Annotated in this window: 16 protein-coding genes; 9 read left to right on the forward strand and 7 right to left on the reverse strand. The window is 39.3% G+C overall.

The genetic code is table 11. From position 1 onward, the window contains the following. Nucleotides 1-12: 12 nt before the first annotated feature. Complete coding sequence (ftsY, locus tag VHO47_05355) at nt 13-891, forward strand: signal recognition particle-docking protein FtsY (protein HEX2978520.1); 879 nt, start codon at nt 13-15, stop codon at nt 889-891. Here the strand turns inward: ftsY and VHO47_05360 are convergent. Next, nucleotides 877-1,452: a hypothetical protein gene (locus VHO47_05360; GenBank protein HEX2978521.1), complete on the reverse strand. Its 576-nt coding sequence runs from the start codon at nt 1,450-1,452 to the stop codon at nt 877-879. The two genes, ftsY and VHO47_05360, sit on opposite strands and share 15 nt — an antisense overlap. Nucleotides 1,453-1,534: 82 nt before the next feature. Here VHO47_05360 and prmC point away from each other — a divergent pair, with 82 nt between their 5' ends. From prmC to mutL, 4 genes are all read left to right on the forward strand, one after another. Beyond that, nucleotides 1,535-2,428, forward strand: coding sequence for a peptide chain release factor N(5)-glutamine methyltransferase (prmC, locus tag VHO47_05365; protein ID HEX2978522.1), 894 nt, complete (start codon nt 1,535-1,537; stop codon nt 2,426-2,428). Continuing rightward, nucleotides 2,425-2,889 (forward strand): hypothetical protein, encoded by a 465-nt coding sequence (locus VHO47_05370; protein ID HEX2978523.1) that lies wholly within the window; start codon nt 2,425-2,427, stop codon nt 2,887-2,889. The genes prmC and VHO47_05370 overlap by 4 nt, the downstream gene beginning before the upstream one ends. Then, nucleotides 2,873-3,418 carry a PilN domain-containing protein gene (locus tag VHO47_05375; protein ID HEX2978524.1) on the forward strand — a complete coding sequence of 182 codons (546 nt, stop codon included), beginning with the start codon at nt 2,873-2,875 and terminating at the stop codon, nt 3,416-3,418. The genes VHO47_05370 and VHO47_05375 overlap by 17 nt, the downstream gene beginning before the upstream one ends. Nucleotides 3,419-3,480: 62 nt before the next feature. Beyond that, nucleotides 3,481-5,316, forward strand: a complete 1,836-nt coding sequence (mutL, locus tag VHO47_05380) for a DNA mismatch repair endonuclease MutL (protein HEX2978525.1) — start codon at nt 3,481-3,483, stop codon at nt 5,314-5,316. A gap of 1 nt (nt 5,317) precedes the next feature. On the opposite strand, the gene VHO47_05385 is transcribed toward mutL, so the two are convergent. After that, nucleotides 5,318-6,040, reverse strand: a complete 723-nt coding sequence (locus tag VHO47_05385) for a hypothetical protein (protein HEX2978526.1) — start codon at nt 6,038-6,040, stop codon at nt 5,318-5,320. Nucleotides 6,041-6,243: 203 nt separating this feature from the next. Here VHO47_05385 and VHO47_05390 point away from each other — a divergent pair, with 203 nt between their 5' ends. Then, on the forward strand, nt 6,244-6,972 hold the full coding sequence (locus VHO47_05390; GenBank protein ID HEX2978527.1) for a hypothetical protein: 729 nt from the start codon (nt 6,244-6,246) through the stop codon (nt 6,970-6,972). Nucleotides 6,973-7,248: 276 nt separating this feature from the next. On the opposite strand, the gene VHO47_05395 is transcribed toward VHO47_05390, so the two are convergent. From VHO47_05395 to VHO47_05405, 3 genes are read right to left on the reverse strand one after another with little or no spacing between them, the layout of a single operon-like run. Continuing rightward, entirely contained in the window at nt 7,249-7,539 is a 291-nt protein-coding gene (locus VHO47_05395; GenBank protein HEX2978528.1) for a hypothetical protein, read from the reverse strand. Continuing rightward, on the reverse strand, nt 7,532-8,104 hold the full coding sequence (locus VHO47_05400; GenBank protein HEX2978529.1) for a hypothetical protein: 573 nt from the start codon (nt 8,102-8,104) through the stop codon (nt 7,532-7,534). The genes VHO47_05395 and VHO47_05400 overlap by 8 nt, the downstream gene beginning before the upstream one ends. Nucleotides 8,105-8,115: 11 nt before the next feature. Next, entirely contained in the window at nt 8,116-9,324 is a 1,209-nt protein-coding gene (locus tag VHO47_05405) for a M23 family metallopeptidase (protein HEX2978530.1), read from the reverse strand. Between the two features lie 177 nt (nt 9,325-9,501). On the opposite strand from VHO47_05405, the gene VHO47_05410 reads away from it, so the two are divergent. From VHO47_05410 to VHO47_05420, 3 genes are read left to right on the forward strand one after another with little or no spacing between them, the layout of a single operon-like run. Then, nucleotides 9,502-11,052, forward strand: a complete 1,551-nt coding sequence (locus tag VHO47_05410) for a hypothetical protein (GenBank protein HEX2978531.1) — start codon at nt 9,502-9,504, stop codon at nt 11,050-11,052. 11 nt (nt 11,053-11,063) lie between these two features. Continuing rightward, nucleotides 11,064-12,875, forward strand: coding sequence for a hypothetical protein (locus tag VHO47_05415; GenBank protein HEX2978532.1), 1,812 nt, complete (start codon nt 11,064-11,066; stop codon nt 12,873-12,875). Between the two features lie 16 nt (nt 12,876-12,891). Beyond that, the gene (locus tag VHO47_05420) at nt 12,892-17,178 is read left to right on the forward strand and encodes a hypothetical protein (GenBank protein ID HEX2978533.1); all 4,287 of its coding nucleotides are present in this window, start codon (nt 12,892-12,894) and stop codon (nt 17,176-17,178) included. Between the two features lie 358 nt (nt 17,179-17,536). On the opposite strand, the gene VHO47_05425 is transcribed toward VHO47_05420, so the two are convergent. Continuing rightward, nucleotides 17,537-18,565, reverse strand: a complete 1,029-nt coding sequence (locus VHO47_05425; protein HEX2978534.1) for an MraY family glycosyltransferase — start codon at nt 18,563-18,565, stop codon at nt 17,537-17,539. A gap of 94 nt (nt 18,566-18,659) precedes the next feature. Then, the gene (gene infB, locus VHO47_05430) at nt 18,660-20,726 is read right to left on the reverse strand and encodes a translation initiation factor IF-2 (protein ID HEX2978535.1); all 2,067 of its coding nucleotides are present in this window, start codon (nt 20,724-20,726) and stop codon (nt 18,660-18,662) included. Nucleotides 20,727-20,728: the final 2 nt, after the last annotated feature.

Here is a 20,728-nt window from a genome sequence, read left to right on the forward strand (position 1 = left end):
GGAAAAATAAGTATGCTAAATTTTTTTAAAACGCAGCTGAATAAAATAGTTTCTCATTTTTCACGCATTTCCTCACTTTTTTCAAAATCATCGATAGACGAAGCTTCACTAAAAGAGCTTGAGCAACTTTTAATTCAAGCAGATACGGGTGTTAAAACCACTCGCCATATTTTAGAACAATTAAAAAAAACAGCACCGCAAGAACTCTCAGGCGCGCAACTCAAGCGGAACCTTTCAGATATTCTTCTTAACCTGCTTAAACCATTCTCTTTCCCCGAATCTAAAGCTGTTTATTTAATGGTTGGCGTTAATGGAAGTGGAAAAACAACGTTTGCCGGAAAACTTGCACATCATTTTGTACAAGCAGGAAAAAAAACAATTGTTGTAGCGGCAGATACCTTCCGCGCTGCAGCACCTGAACAATTAAAAATATGGGCCGAAAAATCTGGCGCACAAATTGTGCAGGGAGCGATAGCTCAAGATCCTGCGTCTGTGGTATTTTCAGGATGCGAGATATTCAAAAAAGAGGATGCCGATGCGCTCATCATTGATACTGCCGGCCGGCTGCAGACAAAAACTAATTTAATGAACGAACTAACAAAAATAAAACGTATAATCACACGGCAACTGCCCGATTATAAGATTATAACGCTCGTTACCATCGATAGCATGCTCGGTCAAAACTCGTTTGAACAGGCGAAGATTTTTCATGACGCAACGCCTATAGATGGCATTGTGCTCACGAAACTTGATGGAACCGGAAAAGGGGGGATCGTGTTTGCGATCAACTACGATCTTGGCATTCCTGTTGCCTATATTTCATTTGGAGAAAAAATTGATGATATTAAGCTATTTGATAAAAATGAGTACGTCTCATCACTCTTTACTTAATCGCAGCGCATTAGCATGGTATACTTTTTCTCTCTCTTGCTGAATAGTGCCCCAATTAACATCTTTTGCTGGAGCGACTCCTTCTACCTCATTCCATTTTTTTAGCCTTTGAGAAAGCTCCTCAGTAGACATTGGTTTTTTTAAAGTAACTAGATAGCAACCAAGCCCCTGAGAAAATTCGATTTTTTTTGTTTTTACACATGTTAGTTCAAAATTCAAAATATCATCAAAAGTAGCTTTGCCGTCTTGATCTGCGCTCATAAAATTAGAATCTAATTTTATAACAACATCGCGTGTTTTGTCTTTTTTTTCAGTAAGAGCTTTAAATTTTTGCTTTACTTTTTCATACAAAGAGGGTTTTTTATCCACCGTTTTTCTCTGCACTGCCACAACAGCAAGTTTTTCCGTTTCGATGCCAACTTCCCAATCGTTATCATCTTCGCGTTCTTCATATTTACTTAAATTAATTTTTCCTTTTGCGTAATCTTTTTTATCCATTGCATAACATTCGATCACCCAGATGCCTAAAAGAAACGACAAAATATTGAGCATTCTTTTCATAGTTTTCTAACTTATCGATAAAGGGTTATTCTAGGAAATAAGTATAATCATACACAGAAAAAAAAGTGAAAGGTGATTATCGTTGAATCATCAAACACAAACATTAATAGCTAAGCTCGAGCAACAATTAGCTTCTATTTATAAAACAACTATTGAGCAACAGCAAGTTGCTTGGTGGCTTTTGCAAGCGCTTACCGGATTTGATGTTGCGCATATTTTAACCAAAGAAATACTAGAGCTGAGCGACGATCAAGAAAATAAACTTAATGAATGGATCCGGCTGCACACTATTGAACAAAAACCGTTGCAGTATATTTTAGGAACCGTACCTTTTGGTTCGCTTTCCATAATTGTTGAGCCTCCAACGCTTATTCCGCGCCCAGAAACTGAAGAATGGGCTTTGCACATTATCAATCTTCTCAAAAAATTAAAGGATCAACATTTAACAATTTTGGATTTATGCACCGGAAGTGGTTGTATTGCGCTTTTGCTTGCAAAAGAATTACCAGCATCTCAATTAATCGCAACAGATCTTGCCGATTCTGCCCTTTCTTGCGCGCATGCAAATGCAAAAGCAAATCGTTTACAAAATGTTACGATCATTAAATCGGATCTTTATAACGATATTGAACCACGCAAGCAATTTGATTTAATCGTTAGCAATCCTCCCTATATTGCTGCACAAGAATGGAAACATCTGGACCCAATGGTTGCAAATTGGGAAGATCGTAATGCCCTTGTTTCAGAACACGGTGGCCTTGCTCATATTGAGGAAATTATAAAAAAGGCGCCGCTCTATTTAAAGCAAAACAATCAGATGAAAGAGTTGATGATTCCGCAACTCATTATTGAAATTGGCTACCGACAAGGAAATTCGGTTAAAGAACTTATGCGCAAGGCGCTTTTTGAACATGTGGAAATTTGGAAAGATCTTGAAGGAAAAGATCGTGCTGTCTGCGCTAGGATGCCACTATGATCTGGCGAAAAAAAACTCCTTCATTTATTGGCGTTTGCGTGTTTGATGATCATCTGGAATTTAGTTGTACTAAAGAAGAAGATGCCGATTATAACGTGCGGACCGAAATGGTATTGCTGCCCGGTTCTCAGATCGTAAATGGATTAATCTATAATCGCGCACTCATTGGCGAACATATTGCTCGGTTTATTCATTCTTTTCATTATCCATTTATTGTTTTATCGGTAAACGATCGACTTATTTACCATGATAGTTTGCAGCAAAAAAATCTAACAGCGCAGCATAATTTCCACTTCTTTCTTTTAATTATAGAAAATAATCTGAACTGTTCGTTGATAACAACGCACGATCGAGCAAAAGAGCTGGCGCAATCGCGCAGTTTTATTCATTGTGATAATGCCGTCGTTCGCGCAGTTGGTCTTTATTTATTGGGAAAAGAATATTATGAAAAAAACAGTTAATCTTTTTTATCTTTTGCCGCCAAAGCAGCAAGAATCGCTCAAACTTTGGTACCGTATTTCCTGGATTCTCCTCTCCGCTGCGCTCATAGTTGTTTTGAGTATTAACGCATGCCAATTAATGCACCTCATGTACGCAAAAACAAAAAGAAACGAGCTTATTACTGCACAGCGCACTAATGCTTTTTGTGAAAACCTAGAAACGCTACAAACGGAAAAAAATAATTTGCAACATTCACTCCAGAAAATAGAGCGTTATCAATCTGCAACAAAAGTTCCGCTGGAACTCTTGAACTATATTTCGTCGATCATTCCAAAAGATACGGCACTCACTCAAATTTCGTATCAGGGTAAAAGCCTATTGACCGTAAGCGGCCAAACGCGCAGCTTACAATCAGTAGAACAGTTTTTGGAATCACTCAAGCAATCCGCTCACTATAAAACAGTTAAGCTCGATTCGCTGCATCATGGGCGCGATACAAAAGATGAGAATAGTTTGATCGATTTTCGAGTGATAGCAGCCCTCGTATAAATATGTTAATCTCTTAACAAATTGAGCATTCCTGCTCAATTGTTTTAGGGACAAAAAACATCATGGGAAAAATCAGACAATTACCGCCTCACGAGGCTCATAAAATCGCAGCTGGCGAAGTTGTTGAGCGACCGGCAAGTGTTATTAAAGAGCTTGTAGAAAATTCGATTGACGCAGGCGCCACAACTCTCTCTATCTTTGTCAAAGATTCAGGAAAAACATTAATTCGGATCGTGGATAATGGATGCGGCATGAATCAAGAAGATGCGGAGCTTTGCTTTTCCCATCACGCAACGAGTAAAATTAAGTCGGTCGATGAACTTTCTTCAATAGCAAGTTTTGGATTTCGTGGCGAAGCACTCAGCAGCATCTCCGCTGTGAGCAAAGTTTCGCTCATTACAAAGGAAGCAACTCAATCGAGCGGAATTTTAATTGAGCGAGAAAGCGACCTGAACACAATTTCTTCCGTGGCAGCTCAAAACGGCACAGATATTGCAATACATGATCTTTTTTACAATGTGCCGGCAAGAAAAAAATTTTTAAAAAGCGATCAAACAGAATGGCGCCAAATCGTTCAACTCTTTCAAGCATTTTGTTTTGATTATCCGCATATTCATTTTAAATTATATTCTCAAGATACCCTCAGCTATAACTGCCCCCCAACCGAAACGCTCATGCAGCGGGCGCAACAAATTCTTGATCCGCATATTTCAAACTCACTCCTTGAGCTTGAGCAGTATCAAAACGGTTCACTTACTATCCAAGGCGTAATATCCGATCATCAGCTTTATCGATATGATCGAGGTCTACTTTTTTTCTTTGTTAACCAACGATGGGTAAAAAACAGCGGCCTTTCCAAAGCATGCGTAAGGGGATATCTCAACATTCTGCCTCCCGATAAATTTCCGGTTGCGCTTCTAAAAATTACGATAGATAAGCAAGAGGTCGATATCAATGTTCATCCTCGAAAAGAAGAGGTTGCTTTCCTGCATCCACGAATTTTGGAAAACGCTATTCAGGAAACAATAAAAAAATCACTTTCGCTCAAATTCCCTCCTGAAAAAAAAGAACCTATTTTTCAATCTACACAATTTCGCTCGCAACGGAGTTCCAGTGATACGCTGGCACAACCAGTTTTCTCATTACCTCCAACGCTTGTTCGGCCTGCCGTTAACAGTGATTATTTTTCACCCCCGCCATTTATCACTCCAGCATTTGTTCAACCAAAAGAAATTGCGCAACCGATTTTGCAAACACCTGATGTAACTGAAACAATCGATGCATCTCCCGATATTCAAATTCCAATAAATGAAGAAACGCCATTGCGCTTAATTGGCATCTTCGCACAAACCTATCTGCTACTCGAACAAGAGAATGGGCTGTTGCTCATTGATCAACATGCGGCGCATGAGCGAATTCTTTACGAGCAATTTAGATCTCGTTTTGGAGAGCTACCAACTATTCAATTACTCTTTCCTGATGTGCTTGAACTTTCATCAGATGAAATTGAAACCACGCTGGAATATAAAGATTTTTTTGCTAAGCACGGAATTATTCTGGATCAATTAAGCAAAACACATATCGCCGTTCAAGCGATACCTGCGCATCTAAAAAACGCATCGCGTAAAGATCTTATTAAAGAATCGCTTGCGCTCATTGCAGAGCACCAAGAATTGCCAAAAGAAGAGTTTTTCAAAAAAGTGCATGAAAAAATGCACGCGCAAATGGCTTGCAAAGCTGCAGTAAAAGCTGGCGATCAATTATCTCTTGAACAGCAACATGAACTTATTGCACAGCTTGAAAAATGCGAAAACCAAATCGCATGCCCGCATGGAAGGCCAACGCGTTGGCTTTTGAGCACGTACGAGATTGAAAAAAAATTTAAACGCAAAGTTTAAACTATTTTGCGTCCGAAATTAATTTTCGATACGCATGCGCATAAATTAAAGCTGCCGCAGGAATAACTATAAGTAACGTCACGCCAAAAAATGAAAGAGCTGCCCATCGTATGATCGAAAGTAAGAACACCAAGCCAACTAAATCCATTTTGTGCCCTTTTGTTATCTGCGCACTTCTTCTGAACGATTCAAAAACGCCAGCATCTTCGTCTACGATTGCATATTGATAGAAGCCAAAGGTGATCACTAAATAAATGCCGGGTACAATTAATAAAGCAAACCCAACGGCACACATCAACCAGTAAAGAAAGGTGGCGATAACATCGCGTAATAAAAGTCGCCAGCAAGAAAAAAGCGTTTTAAGCGTGCTGCGGTCGTGATCATAAAAATTTAAAGCTATTTTTACCAATCCGAGCGCCATCAATCGATGCAACGTGTATAACAATAATGATAATATGCAGACCGCAATCGAAAACGCGGGTCCAGTTTGCATAATAACATTCTTTATGAGTTCAGAATTAGAAACTCCCGCCGCATTGAGGATCCGAACAATTTGCATAATTTGCGTCGCAAACGGAAACGCGGTAATTGGCAGCCCAATCAAAACTGCTCCGACCATTACGCCCAAATAGATCAACATAACCGCTATAAAAAAAGCAAAATGCTCAATTACGGTCGAAAACCCAAACCAAAGGGCGCTTTTGATAGAGAAATGTTTTTTCATCTATATCCTTTCCTGGCCTTTTTTTCAAAAAAATCATACTCCATTGGCCGCAAATAAAACAAGAAATAACGGTTTTTTCAGGTTCAAGCCTTCACGAATGGCAAAAACTAGGCTATATTTTTAGACCTCGACCCAGTTTACAAATAAAGCCCTTTTGCTATACTATTTTATAACTGAATTAATATTCAATGATGAGAAATTTAATGAAACGAAAAACTTTAAAAATTTTATCTATTTTGATCCTATTCTCTTTCGATTATGCAAATGCGATGAGTTTTGGAAACAAATTCATGAGCCACTTTGCAAGGATTGGTTTTATTACAAAAAAACCAGTATCAACAACTCTTTTGCGACGCTCACATTCATATTTAAAAAACGATGCGATCGCACAATCTAAAAAATTTAACTCAGTAAAGCCCTCATTATATTTAGGAGCTAGCATAGGGACCGCCTATCTTTTTAATTTACAGTTAAGAAGACACGAAGCTATTGAAACCGTTCCATCCGAACCACATCTTGGAGAATCGAAAAAATCGATTGAATTCGATCAGCAAGCGGTTGAACAGATGAAACAATTAACAATTGAAGAGCTAGACCAAACAATGAGTCTAAAGTTGAAAAGTTTTCTTGATGAAAATGAAAAAACTGGCTACCGAGATTTTCGAAATGCAATTCTAGATTATGAAGCTACGCTTTTATCACACCCAGAAACCAAGAAAATCGTCGATATTTGTAAAGAATTTGATTTGGAAAAAGCGAATCAAAATCCTGATGAACTTATCGATAAGCTTTATAAACAAATTACTTTCAAGGAATTACCCCAGGAAATGAGCAAAGTTGCGCTAGAAAAGAAATACAGCATTATGTATAGACCATGGAAATTAAATGGTTATGTAGATGCTATGAAGCAAAAAATTCAAGAAAAAAAATAACTCTGCGCTTGCCCAAAAAAAATCTACGGCTGCCACTCTGGCAGAAACAAAAAACTTTTTCTTAATCGACCCAGAAGACATATTGAAAGATATATGTCTTTATTTTCTACTAATATAAAATTTGCTTGACAACCTATACCCAGGCTGCTACGATCATCGAAGAATTGAAAAAACTATCAATAATGTCCCTAAACGAACAATACTTCTTATGTATTGTTCACCCCCCTAGCCCTTCAGCTTATTTCAAAGTTGGAGGGTTTTTTTTTACTTAAAAAACTATCGCTGCATTTCAATTTTGCATAACGAGCCGTCGCCCTTACGCACAAGAGCTGCCTGCTCAGATTGCTTTATAATTTCCCACGAACTATTGCTCAACTTTTCTGATTCAGAATTATTTTTGGTTTCTACAGGCTCCGTGGTCACCACTTCTTTTTTTTGAATTTGCTCATGCGGCATTACTGGAGGCGCAAATTCAAATGGATTACGCGCTGCATCATTGCCATTAAGTGCGCAAGGAATGCCCATAAATAAAAAATACTCGAAAAGTCTTTTATGCATTTTATGCATACAGAGATTCCTTAAGCTTGATGGTCTCGAAAACGCAGTGCACTTGAAGCATATTTTCTTGCCGAGTGATCGAAATCTCTTTGCACATCAGAAATTGTTGCGCATCAAGTTGCTTCAAAAGTTGCATTATCTGCGCAAACTTTCCTTGAAAAGTATAGGAAAGTCCCTGCTTAGTGCACCATTCTTTTTCTTTTTCGTATTGATATGAACATGATTGCACCACTAGCCCACATTTTTCAGCGATGGCAAGAATGGCGAGAAGTTTAGTTGGCGCTTGCACAGAATTACTATTAAATAGATCTCGCAACTCAGATCTTAAATTATTCGATTGCTGCCTTAAGCGTTCACTATTTTTTTTATCCTCATATCCCTGTGAAATTGTTTTTTCAAGAATTGTCGTATGCTTAATGACCGATTCATGCGTATTTGCTAATCCCAAATAGATACCAAAATACCAAACGGTAACTAAAATACTTATTAAGAAAATAGTCAGCACATACCTAACAACCGATGAATAGTGAGCGACGCGCGCTGCTATTCGATCTACACCAATAACAAGATACATTCAAATAGTCCTTAGCTTACTAAGAAGTTTGGCTTTATCCACTGCAATGGATCTATCTGTATGTTATTAATTCTCATTTCCCAATGTAAATGGTATCCACTTGCATAACCGGTTTTGCCAAGTGTACCGAGCGGGCTGCCACGTTTTATTTTTTTTCCAGGCGTAATATCGGCAAAATCATCTAAATGAAAGAAAAGTGATAGAATGCCGCAACCATGATCAATAACAACAGTGTTGCCACTATGCGCATAACGATTTTTCACAACAACAATACCGTCTTGCGGCGCCCATACAACACTCTTTGGTGTGTTTAGCACATCAACGGCTTTATGAACATAGCGTCCTTTTTCTTGCGTGGTACGTATGGTTCCAAAATCGGTTGATACTGCCTGAATTTCGATTGGTGGATAGAAAGTGCCTGCCCACAATTTTTCTTTTGGAGATAGCTTTGCTAATTTTTCAAGCTCGCCCTCCAACAAATCATTGCTCACGCCCAATTCGTGTTCCAGCTTCATTTTTTCTGCGCTTACATGCAATAATTGCTTCTTAAATGGAAACATAATGACTTGAAATTTGCCATCGAGTCTGCATGTGCGTCCTGTTTTGTCGACAATGTCGACAGAAGCTACATATTCACTTGGCACCTCTTCGCACGAAATGGGAATAAAGCACTCGTAAATGCGTGAATTTTTTGATTCAGGAAAACACTCGAAATTATTTGAAAATGCCGTAGCTACAGCGTGATCTATATCTTTATTAACTTGAAATTGCAGATGAAGCGTGCGGCCTTGAAATACTTTTAAATCCGATTCTGGACGTACAAATGCCGCTTGCAACGGATCATTATCTACAAAGAATGAACGCTCTTCTACAATTTTTTTTCTAGAATAAGTGCCGTTCGTTACTTCTACTTTTAATATATGTTTGCCATTGGGTAATGTTTTGGTTGGTACGGTAAATGGATGCTCAAAGCGACGACTGTTTATTTTGTATTTTGTTAATAATGGCGTTCCGTCGAGCCAAACAGAAATATCTGAAACTTTAAATCCGTCATTACCCGCAAGAATACAGTAAACATCCCCTGCGTAAAAATTATTATTCTCGATTCCAGTCAGAAGGCACTCTGGCGAAGACGCATCAAAAAAGTAATGATAGCCGCGCCACGACATTAAACCTGTAGCAAGAAAAACACCAATTAAAACAATAATTTTCATGCGCATGGGATTACCTTGTATTTTTCCGTATTTATGAAACACATTCTTTTGCATAGCACGATACTCAATATAATTCTTTTTTGTAACCGAGAAAAGCGCATTCTTGGAAAATCATGAAAAGCATTGCTATTGCCTTTCTTGTTTCTTTAAGATTCTATCAATTAAATATAAAAGGAAGTAGCGATGCCTCATTTGCGTATTTTTCTAAGCACTTTTTTTTGCTTAATTACGCTCGTTTTGTATGGCCAAAATGTGCCATGTCGTACTATTTCTTCATCTATTAGTTCTTGCCAACTTTTCGATACCTGGGTAAATAGTTCTGGGCAAAGAATTCCAATAAACTCGAATAATAAATATCATACACCTCTTGGCACAATGGCCGGCTCAAAAATGTTTAAGTTCGCTCATAATCGCGGCCAAAAAACAGCTGCAGGAATAGTTATTGCAATAAATCATCCGCGTGGCGGTGAGCTTTTCCCCACCAACGGGGCATTTGCATCTCAGCTTGATGCCTTTCTTTCAAGTATCGATAAGAACAATTACTTTCTTGCTTATTTTGGGCGCATTCATTTAGTCGTCTTGCACGAACTTTATTCTTATCTTATGAAAATTTATACCACCTTTAATATGACCGTCACACGCGATTTGCAAGAATATTTAAAAAACGAGCCGGTGCAAGCGCTCAATAGGAAAACACATATCATTAATCATTTCCTTAATATTATTGAAACACAATCAAATCAAGCAATAAGGGCACGAATGCCAGCGCTTCCGCAACATTTGGCTACTTACGCAGGAAATACGGTACTTTTAAATCATGATTACGGAGCCGATCTTAATCTCTTGATTGAAAAACAAGAATTGAATGTTATCAACGATCCGGTTGTCCAACAAGGAATTCGCGATATGCGCAGTTCATATCTCGATATTTTTGGAAAATATTTGGCTTTCTTTAAAAATTATACCAGTTCACTTGATAAAGAAAGCGCTACATACGGTTCTGAATTTGTTGGCCATGCGCGCACTATTCAAAAAATCATGGAGGCAAGTACGCCTAAAGTACCGCAACCGGGAACTTGGGATGCCGCGGCCGTAAAACAACGAACTCAAACATTACGTGAATTAAAACATATAAATCCGCCCATGTTTTTTTATAATGATGAAACAATACGTAGCATTAATGTGATTCATCAAACAGCAAAAACATTTGGGCCAGAGATCCAAAAAGTTGGTTGGCCAAGAAAATTAGTGCAAGATGCGATCGATCCAACGCCAATCAAAGACAAAAATCGCCAAACAACGCGGCTTGTACCACCCGCTTATTTTCTTGATGCTTCAGGCAATGTAACCACCAGTGAAAAAAATGCAGTTCGGTTATACGTAAACATTCCCACCTTGCAAGATATGTATACGCAAGAGGTTCTTGTGCAACCAGAATGGATGAACACACAGCGAGGAGTTACCTTAATGCTTCGCGCTTGCCTTGGTGATTTTACAGCATTATTTGATCCACTCTTTGAGAATGAAATCATATTAGATCCATGCATTCGCTGCATTATTATGAACGCAGGAATAAAGCAGGGAGTAATAAATACCGCACGTTATGCACAAGTTTGCGAGGAATGCACAAGCTATCTTGATGCTCTTAAAAAACTGGTTGCACAGCAACAGCAGGCTCAGCAGGGCCCTCCTCCGCCAATCGATCCATCACAACAACCGCCTCCAGCGCCATAAGGGAGCATTCTATGAATTGTATGTTTATGCTCTTTATTTTATGTTGCGCAACGCTAAATGCTCAGCAGCAAGAAATACCTGTAGAAAAATTATACGGAAAATCTGGCGCTCATATTGCTCAGGAAAAAATAAACGATATTCATAAGCTTTTTAGTTCTATAAAAAAATCGGATATCTCTACAATTGGCAAAGCGGCGGAGTTGGTAAAACTTCGATTAGAAAAAGAATCTCAAGAACTTGAAAAAAACATTGCTGCACTACAACAAAAAGATGATATCGTTCCGCAAGAACTTTTCTTTAAACAATTTACTATAGATCAGCAAATTAAACATTTTCAAAATTTTACAAAATTTAATGCGCCGCAAGGATCGATGTATCAAAACGCAAAAACATTTGCTTCAAATTTACTCAGCTCGATTTCTAAACAAGTAAGCAATGTTTCAGAAACTCCTGCACAATCACTTGCGGATCTCATTATGAATTATATCGAAATTGAGCGGGAACAAATACTTTATAATTATGATCAGCTTCTAATGTTTTTATTTATGCGTAAGAAAACAGCACTGCCGGCTGTTATTGATTTTTGGAATACACCAGAGCTGCAAGATCGGGTTAAAAAACGTTCAAAAAAATTGAGTCAACCTAAGGTGCAGTTTGTTGAGCTCGTTGTTAATATTGCGCTTCAAGCAATTATTCTAGCTGGTGGGTCTCTTGCTATGGAATGGGAAGATACCGAAGCGCAACAGGAATATGAAGGCTATCAAAAGCAACAAAACCAAATTGCAACCGATTGGCAATCATTTCAGCAAAAATTAGTCGATGACCAAAAAAAGACCATGCAATCGATTACGAGCGCGTTTGCTAAATCATCAAAAGATATTAACGCGCAATATGCAAAAAATAGTCAGCAACTAAAAGAGGAAATTCTTTATCTAAATCGTTCTATAAATCTTGATACACCAATCAACCAAGCACTTTCTCGCCCGATTGTCTGGGATGAATATTTTGAAAATAGCGTTATGAATACTCCCGATGGAAGCCTCCAGTGGTACAACATTTTTCAAGTGTCGCAAGGCGATTGGCAATTTGATCCGACTACAAATAGTTTTTGGCAAAATGGGCTAGCTCCTTTCGCGCGCACCGCTTATTGGATGAAAACGCCAGGAACCGCGTCTCTTTTTACGGATGATCCTGCTGCAAATTCTATATTTACCGAATATGCAACAGGCGCACTCACCTACGATATTGAAGTTGAAATTAACCTTATTAATATAACCTATCCATTTTTTGTGGGTGTTATTTTTAATCGAGGTCACTGGATTTCAGGCGACCCTGAGCGCATTTGGCAATATCGCCTTGCTGGGCTCTACGGAACTCAAGCAACAGCCTCCGATCCAAAATCACAAGCGATACAACTTTGTTTTGCACAACAGCAAATTAAGAAAAAAACAACGAACGAAAAAGAAAGAATTATTGCACCGCTCGAGCAAATTTATAAAAATCCAGGGTCGCATCTTTATAAACTTGATAACACAGAAATCGATTCATTGCGCCGCAATCCAACAACATTTATTTTAAGTATCACGACTTCGCCTACAACCGTTTCGTGCACACTTTCAAAGAAGACTCACTCGGGCAATCAAACGCCGCTTTTTAGTAAATCGATCTCAAATCTTGATAATTATCTTTTTATGTTTAGCGGAATTGGATTGATATCCAGCGGATGCCAAGCAGAATTTAAAATAACTAAACCAACTGATCTTCAATACACACAAAAACAACTCACCCAACTGGCAGGACAGATTGGCACTCTACGCAAATAAAAAAGATGGGATGGTAATGAAAAAAAAGTTGTTATACACATTATTATCGCTCAACATGGTATCATTTTTGAGTGCGCAACATTTACCCACGCCTCAATCAACTGCCGCAGCAAAAATAACCCCACAACAAGCTCTCACTAACTTACAAACGCGTTTTGACGATACAAAAGCAATTGCCCAAGCTCTTTTCAATCCTGTTTTTCCAAATTCTAACCCGCCAAAACCAAACCCGTATCCGACCACTTCGATAAATGAACGTTTGGTAGACGCTTTTTACGGACCTAATGGTTTAAAAGTTGATGCAAGCTTACTTATCTATATTAAAAATTTTTACTTTTTCATCGAATATATTACAAAACTTGAGTATGCGGCTCTTATTGCAGCATATGGAGATCGACAAAATCTAGATACCATCACCCTTCTTGAAAAAAAAGGATGGCAAGGCTTTATCGATGCAGTGGTGAAAAAAAATGGTGGGGATTTTACTAAATTAGTTAGCACAATAGATTCATTAAATATAACGCCTAATTTTGACGATATAAAAGACACGATCGTCGTTTCATCATGGCAAAATGTTGTAAACACCCCTTTTTGGAAAGCGATTCCTGTAACGCTCACGATGATCCGCAATAGCTCATTTTGGCAAGATTATTGCAAGTATGCGGTGACACGTTCATTCTTAACCGATACGTCTACCTTGGAATCTGTTTATCAGACAGAGCTTTCTATTTTTAGATTTATTCCAAATATTGAAGTCGCTTATTATCATCCCGATTTTATTCAACTGCGCAACTCTTCAGAATTCAATCGTCTTCGGCTCATATTAACGGGAAATATGCGCAATCGCTATATCGCTCAATCAAAAGAGTGGAGTCATTATATCGATCCTAGAACAGGAACTTATAATTTAATTAAAATTTATGAAAATAGTTTATTGTTTCAAAAAACAAATTTTTATCAACTCATCTCTCTTTCTGATAGGAAAACGCTTGGAGAACTTACGCAACTCGCTTTAGATAAAAAACTTCCTTTTGATCCAAAATATATTACGCAGCCTCTCGTTCAAGAAAAATTACAATGTTTAGCAATGTTAAAAAATTTACAAGCGCAAACCTATTATCTCTTTGATAGCGATCACCTCGATCAAACGATCGCTCAGCTCACTAACTCAAAAAACCTTCCCGAACCTTCGCTTCTTTCTTACTCTGTCGACGATGCTATTTATTTAGACGACCTTGATCATATTATGCAGAGCTATAAAAATCCTGAAAAGCTCGAAACAATGCAAAAGAATGCTGGCCTCAAATTAGTAATGACCTCAACCGAATCACCCGATGAATTAGTAGCAGTACAAGATTTTGGATCGTGGTTAAGCGGGTTGTGGTCGGATGTAAAACAAACTGGCCTTGACGTGTGGCAAGGCGTGCAAGATTTTGGTAAAGCGGCTGTGGATGAAGCGGAAGTTGTTGGACTGAACATTGCAAGTACCTTTATTGGTGGCACAGATCCCCAAGCGGCGCAAGAGTTCATGACAAAGTCACGCCAATTGCAACAAGAAGTTGCGCAAGAAATCACCAATAGCGCAGCCGATGCTCAAAATATAATTAGTGATACCGCCAAAGTAGCGACCGCCGCAGCTTATGGCGCTGCAGGTGTTGTAGGATCTGTATTTGGCGCATTTGATAAACATTTGGGCCAGGATGTTGAAGGATTATTAGACGCGCAAGCTGATTTACTTATCGATTATTATGCTGATGCGGGGCATGAGTTTGTTGCAGAAGCAACTGGCTTAGTGCGGCTCACGGTCGATGCCGCGAATTATGCAACAACACTTGTTGCAGATACCGTAATCGGAGCAAAAACTGGTGATTGGAGCGCACTCGGGCAAGATGCACTTAATGGTATTAAAAATATCGCTTATGACGTTGTCTCATCAATTATCGCGGTTGCAACATTCATGATTCAATCAATTGTCGATCAAGTAAAAGCGATGGTTAAATTCGCAGGTTATTTAGTCAGTATTATTACCGATTTAACGATTGATGCATTTAAGGCGGTCTTTAATGGACTTGCCAGCGCACTTTCAGCGTTCGGCGTTGATAACGCTGTAAACCCATTTGAAAAGACTGGCGATGCTCTTGAAAATCATCGCCGACTCATTGAAGCTACGGTAACGACAGGACTCTTAGTTGCCGCGGTCGTAGCAACCGACGGACTTGCATTGCCAGTGCTTGCAATGACCGTCGGGCCACAGGCATTTCAAGTTGTCGGCGGTTATCAATCTGACGAGAGAACCATTGCCAAGAAAAAAGAAGAGCGTGATTTTGTAAGTAATTTTCAAACATACGTAAGCAACAATGAAATAATAGCCCAAAACGCTAAAAACTCATGGGCCGATGAGCTCGATAAAAAATACAATGCACAAATTACTAACCAAGAACGCGAACTTGGTTTTTATCAAAACTTTATGCAAGATTATTTTGAAAATATGGAACAACAAATGGCCTATTACCTTGGTGGGTCGTTAATACCGCAAATCACACCTGATCCTAATAATAATGGATTGTTAACTGCTGACGTTGGCACCATTTATGGTTTTAAAACCGGTGCTTTCAATCTCAATCCGTCGCAAGGATTCCCGCTTTATAGCGCTGCTCGCAAAGCATTTAGCCAAGAAATAGCGGTTTCTCCAGCACTCGCTATTTCCGACGATGATCAAAAAACAGCGACATCTTCAACGCCACTTAAATTCTGGTTCAATCAAAAAGAAACGATCCCTCTCAGCGAAGAAACTCAAACCGTTGAGATTAGATGGCGAGCTATCTACACACTTAACATGTTCTATATCGGCCTTTATTTTGGTGGGGAACCTATTGATTTTGACGCAATAAAAAAATCTGGCGCTGGCCCTCTTGATAGCGGGCATCTTGCAAAAATGATTGTATTTAAAAAAGAAAATAAAGAAGATCCAGTATCGCTCAATCTCTATGAACATGAAGGAAAAGGCTGGGTTGGTAAAGTTCAAGGTCCTGATTTTAGTATTGGCCAATGGTATCATATGCGCGCAACACTTTCCGGCAAAACAATAGAAGTTCAAGTATGGAAAGACGGCGAAGCACCAAATGAATCACAATCATTTGATATTTCACCAACACCGCAAAAAACTTTGGGTGTAATTTCTTCAGGAGCTTCGATTGAATATCAAATCATCTTGCCAACGATAACTCCCCAAACTGTTGCCGCACTTCGCCCTTCCGGCGACCTTGGGCTTCAACCAGAAAAAGAACGCGAAAGCAAAGCACGCATTCAATTGGCCTCATTACTTTCTCCTTCTCTGGGCTCTTTAAACTTACAAGCTGCACAACGAGAATTAATTCTAAGAGGTCTCTACATTTATAATACGAATGCAACAAAGCTTTTAGATCAGCAGAAAAAATCGCTTGTAGATTATGTGGTATTGGGGCAAGCAAACTTTAATCAAGAAGGTGGAACGACTGTTACCAACATTGGCCAATCACCATCAGATGCCCTTCAGCCAGGCGCGCCCGATCCTGTTGTAGTTAGCTTAATAACTCAGAACGCGTACGATAAAAATGGAAAACATATTGCAACATGCCCGAATGTCCTTGACTCACTCACTCAAGTTCATGGCCAGCTTCCTGATGCATTAACGGTACAAATAACGAACCTACGTGAGCAATATTCGGCAAATCAAACAGCTCCCTTTATGTTCGGTTCTCTATCGCTGCAAGCAACGAGCGCAGATGATATTGTTCAAGGTCACTTTATTTATAAAGGAATTTCACCACTGCCAGAATTAAAAGATAAGCAAGGTGCAGCGGTTAAAAATAGCCAAGGAACGCCGCTTTATGATTACTTCTTGATGAAGAGCCGCGATGGCATATTAGGTGTTCCTTATGATCCTTCGATTAACACCATACGCAGTTTAGTTTCAGGCTATGAATACAATAAAGGAAGCAGCACGCCAACAGGAGCACATTATCGACCAATGCTCTCTTCGTATCAGCAAAATAACGGTGCACTGCCTGTAACACTTCTTAATAGCATTAACGCTTCGATCACGTTCTATCAACAAGTTGCAAAACAAGAAGAGGCACAATCTGGCTCATCTCAAACAACAACAGCACAACCAGTTACTACTGGATCTGTTGCAAATCCATCGGGTGGCTATACCGGAGCTCCAAGCGGAACACCGCAACAGGTGACTCAAGGTTCAACTGAACAAAGTATACAAGAACGCCAGGAACAAGCGGGCGGGGATCAATTATCAATCGGTGGGTAACTACAAGAAAAAAGACATTTCTTAAGATAGGATAAAAATAAAGGGGGCATTAGCTCAAAGAATTTTTATCTACAGCTAAGAAGGAATTGTAGTAAAAAACCGAATACCCATGAACTAATGCCCTCTATAAACAGCAGTGCATCTAACCATACTACCTTTAGAAGCCAACCTGCCATAGGAAGTATTTTTATGTCTTTTCAAAGATCAACAATGTCTATTTTCGTACATTTGTTAACAAAAACAATAAAATAAATATAACAGATTTTGCAACAACAAAAAAGGGGGCTATTTTAGCTGCTTTTTTCGACTACCGTGTTTATTTTTTATAAAAACAACAATATTGCAACAAATGCGCAACTTAGGACGATTTGGCAAATTTTACTGGCAAACGGAAATTGATCAGAAGAAAAAAGAACCATATAAAAGAGAATATTATCGATAGTAAGACAAACTGTAAAAATGAGACCTTATTCAAAACAATCGCTAGAGAACTCAAAAAAAGTCCTAAAGAAAGAGAAAAAACGTATAATAATATGTTAAATTTTGTCCATCCATTTTGCCGCAGGTAAATTGAGAAATGATCCGGGCTTGGTTTGTAAAAAGGAATGCCTTTATAGGTGCGGACAACAATTAATGTTCCCACTTCTAAGAGCGGTATTGCTAAAATAATTGCGGGAGCAATAAAGGCAAATGGGTTGTAAATACTCCAAGTCTGCAAAAAAGGAACAATTGCCAAAACTCCGCCAATAAAAAGGGACCCTGCATCACCTAAATAAATCGTTGCAGGTGGTTTGTTATACCATAAGAATGCAACAACAGGACCTATAAATGAAGCCAATAAAAAAGCGACTTGCCATTGCTGGCTCATGCACGCAAAAATAAAGAAAGCTGTCGCCGCGCTTGCCGCCGTAGAACACGCAAGCCCATCCATAACATCAATGAGATTAAAGGCGTTAACAATAGACAAAATCCAGAGCATTGAAAGTGGAATGCCCCAAAAGTTATTCAGAAAAAAACTTTCTTTTAAATAAAGGCCGGAGCGAACTAAGCAAAATGCAGCAATAAACTGCCCGGCAAATTTTTGGTATGGCTTTAGATTTATTAAATCATCGATGAGGCCAATAAAGAGCAATAACGTTGCGCCCACGATTAGAAAAATAAGTCGATTATCAAACGAAAGTGTAAGAGCCAAAGAAAGAATAAAGCCAACATAAACAGCAACGCCACCAAGATATGGAATTGGCTTTTCGTGTTTCTTGATTCGACCATCAGGTACGTCTAAAACACCTAATTTAAACGCTATTGATGAAAAAAGTGGAACTAGGTAGAGAGTAAAAAGAAACGATGTGAGAAACGCGAAAACCAGCTTAACTACTATCAGCTCCATGGTGCCCTCTCTCTTTTGGCCTTAATTATTTTTTCAGGTGTTCATCATAGCAAAAACCTGTAGAAATACCTAGGCGGCACCATGCAAAAAAAAGCTATTTAGTATCCGGTATATCGATATAGCATTCAACGCGATCATCAACTTCCCACTCGTTGAAACCATCGACTAGGAAGGCAAATTCAAATCCAGCATGAACTTCTTTTACCGATTTTCTATCGCGTTCTAGCCCGCGAATTGGTCCTTCAGCGACTTTCTTCTTACCGCGCCATACTGCAACGCGAGCATCTCGAACGAATCTACCTTCTTTTACATACGAACCGGCAATGACGCCCACATTTTTGATGTCGAATACTTTGCGCACAACCGCTTCGCCAATTTTCTTAGCTACCATTTTTACCGGAGCTGCTTTTTGCAGTTGGGCTTCAATATCTTCAAGAAGCTTGTAGATAATATCGTACAAGCGAATCGATACTTTTGTTTTTTGCGCAGCAAGAGCGGCGCTTGGCTCGACTTTTACATGCAAGGCGATAATTTGCGATCGAGTATCGGCTGCAAATTCAATATCGCTTTCTGTGATATTGCCAACACCTGCAGCGATAATCTGAAATTTTTCATCCATCTTTTCGGATACTTTTTCCAAAGAAGTAATAAGCGCTTCTTGCGTGAGCATACTGTCGGTTTTAACAATGAAGTTTATGCCCTCTCCAGAGAAAACTTTTTTGGCAAGAACAGGCTGAATGCCCGTAGAGCGACCGTCTCTCACTTTTTTATACTCAGCTTCGGAAATAACTCTAAACACATCACCTGCTTGAGGCAGCTCAGTAAGGCCCCCTACTTGAACAGGAACAGAAGGCCCCACTTTTTTGAGTTGATAACCGTAAGAATTTACTAATGAGGTTACCTTGCCAACCAAAGTACCTGCAATGAAATAATCACCCAGGTGCAATGTTCCATCGCGACAAATAACAGTGGCGACTGGCCCGCGCCCTTTTTCTTGCTTCGACTCTAAAACAAAACCTTGTGCAGGTCTGTCTTCCTGCGAACGAAGATCCATAATTTGTGATTGAAGAACTATAAGCTCTAGAAGCTGATCAACGCCCTGCCCCGTTTTTCCAGAGATTGGAACGATAACCGTTTGGCCACCCCATTCTTCAGGAACAAGATCGTAGCGCGCTAAATCGCGTTTTACAACTTCAAGACGCGTTTTATCTGCTTTATCTATTTTATTAACCGCCACAATAATCGGCACTTGTGCTGCTTGCGCTGTCTTTAATGCTTCGACTGTTTGCGGCATGACGCTATCATCTGCTGCAACAACGAGTACTGCAATATCAGCGATATTTAAACCACGTCCGCGAATATTTTTAAAAGCTTCATGGCCTGGAGTATCTAAGAAAATTAAACCACCCTGCGGCGTTTCAGCTTCATAAGCGCCAAGATGCTGCGTAATACCGCCCTTTTCTCGGGATGCAACGCGAGTTTTACGAATAAAATCAAGCAACGTTGTTTTGCCGTGATCTACGTGACCAATAATCACAACAATCGGTTTGCGTGAATGCTCGCCTTGAGTTGCCGGACTTACTCTTTGTTGCACATCTCTTTTTTCGACTTTAGGAGCAACGACAGAAAAACCAACTTGTCTGGCAATGGATTCAATCATTTTTTCAGTAAGCAGTTGATTTTTTGCGCACACTATTCCCTGGCGAAGGAGCATGATTATCAGCTCGCTCGCAGGTTTTTTAATTTTTTCAGCCAACTGGCCCACGGTCATAGGAACAGCAACTACTTCGATCGAGCTCATTGGCTCTTCGGTAACTCTAGTTGCCACTTTTTGCTCAGTGAAAACACGAGGAGCTTGAGGGCGTAAAGCCGGCGCTTCTTTTGTTGGTTGTTGTGGCGTTTCGATCTTTGTTGCTTGAGGTTTGTCAACCCTTGATTGAGTATGCAATGCTGCCTTTTCGTCTTTTGATGGCACTTGTTTTGGTGCCGATTCTAAATTTTTCTTTTCAGTAACTTTTTTATTGAGAAAATCAATTGCTTCAGGAGATAGCGCAGCCATGTGGCTCTTGACCTCAAAGCCCTTGGTCGCCAGTTCAGCTATCAACTCTTTGTTTGAAACATTGAGCAGCTTTGCAAACTCGTACACTCTCATGGATTGCATAT

It is taken from the genome of Candidatus Babeliales bacterium, from assembly GCA_036260945.1.
Classification (GTDB): Bacteria; Babelota; Babeliae; order Babelales; family JACPOV01; genus JACPOV01.

Coding starts and splice junctions, on each gene's coding strand:
- ftsY (HEX2978520.1), top strand. CDS start 13: ATGCTAAATTTTTTTAAAACGCAGCTGAATAAAATAGTTTCTCATTTT.
- VHO47_05360 (HEX2978521.1), bottom strand. CDS start 1,452: ATGAAAAGAATGCTCAATATTTTGTCGTTTCTTTTAGGCATCTGGGTG.
- VHO47_05370 (HEX2978523.1), top strand. CDS start 2,425: ATGATCTGGCGAAAAAAAACTCCTTCATTTATTGGCGTTTGCGTGTTT.
- VHO47_05375 (HEX2978524.1), top strand. CDS start 2,873: ATGAAAAAAACAGTTAATCTTTTTTATCTTTTGCCGCCAAAGCAGCAA.
- mutL (HEX2978525.1), top strand. CDS start 3,481: ATGGGAAAAATCAGACAATTACCGCCTCACGAGGCTCATAAAATCGCA.
- VHO47_05385 (HEX2978526.1), bottom strand. CDS start 6,040: ATGAAAAAACATTTCTCTATCAAAAGCGCCCTTTGGTTTGGGTTTTCG.
- VHO47_05390 (HEX2978527.1), top strand. CDS start 6,244: ATGAAACGAAAAACTTTAAAAATTTTATCTATTTTGATCCTATTCTCT.
- VHO47_05395 (HEX2978528.1), bottom strand. CDS start 7,539: ATGCATAAAATGCATAAAAGACTTTTCGAGTATTTTTTATTTATGGGC.
- VHO47_05400 (HEX2978529.1), bottom strand. CDS start 8,104: ATGTATCTTGTTATTGGTGTAGATCGAATAGCAGCGCGCGTCGCTCAC.
- VHO47_05405 (HEX2978530.1), bottom strand. CDS start 9,324: ATGCGCATGAAAATTATTGTTTTAATTGGTGTTTTTCTTGCTACAGGT.
- VHO47_05410 (HEX2978531.1), top strand. CDS start 9,502: ATGCCTCATTTGCGTATTTTTCTAAGCACTTTTTTTTGCTTAATTACG.
- VHO47_05415 (HEX2978532.1), top strand. CDS start 11,064: ATGAATTGTATGTTTATGCTCTTTATTTTATGTTGCGCAACGCTAAAT.
- VHO47_05420 (HEX2978533.1), top strand. CDS start 12,892: ATGAAAAAAAAGTTGTTATACACATTATTATCGCTCAACATGGTATCA.
- VHO47_05425 (HEX2978534.1), bottom strand. CDS start 18,565: ATGGAGCTGATAGTAGTTAAGCTGGTTTTCGCGTTTCTCACATCGTTT.
- infB (HEX2978535.1), bottom strand. CDS start 20,726: ATGCAATCCATGAGAGTGTACGAGTTTGCAAAGCTGCTCAATGTTTCA.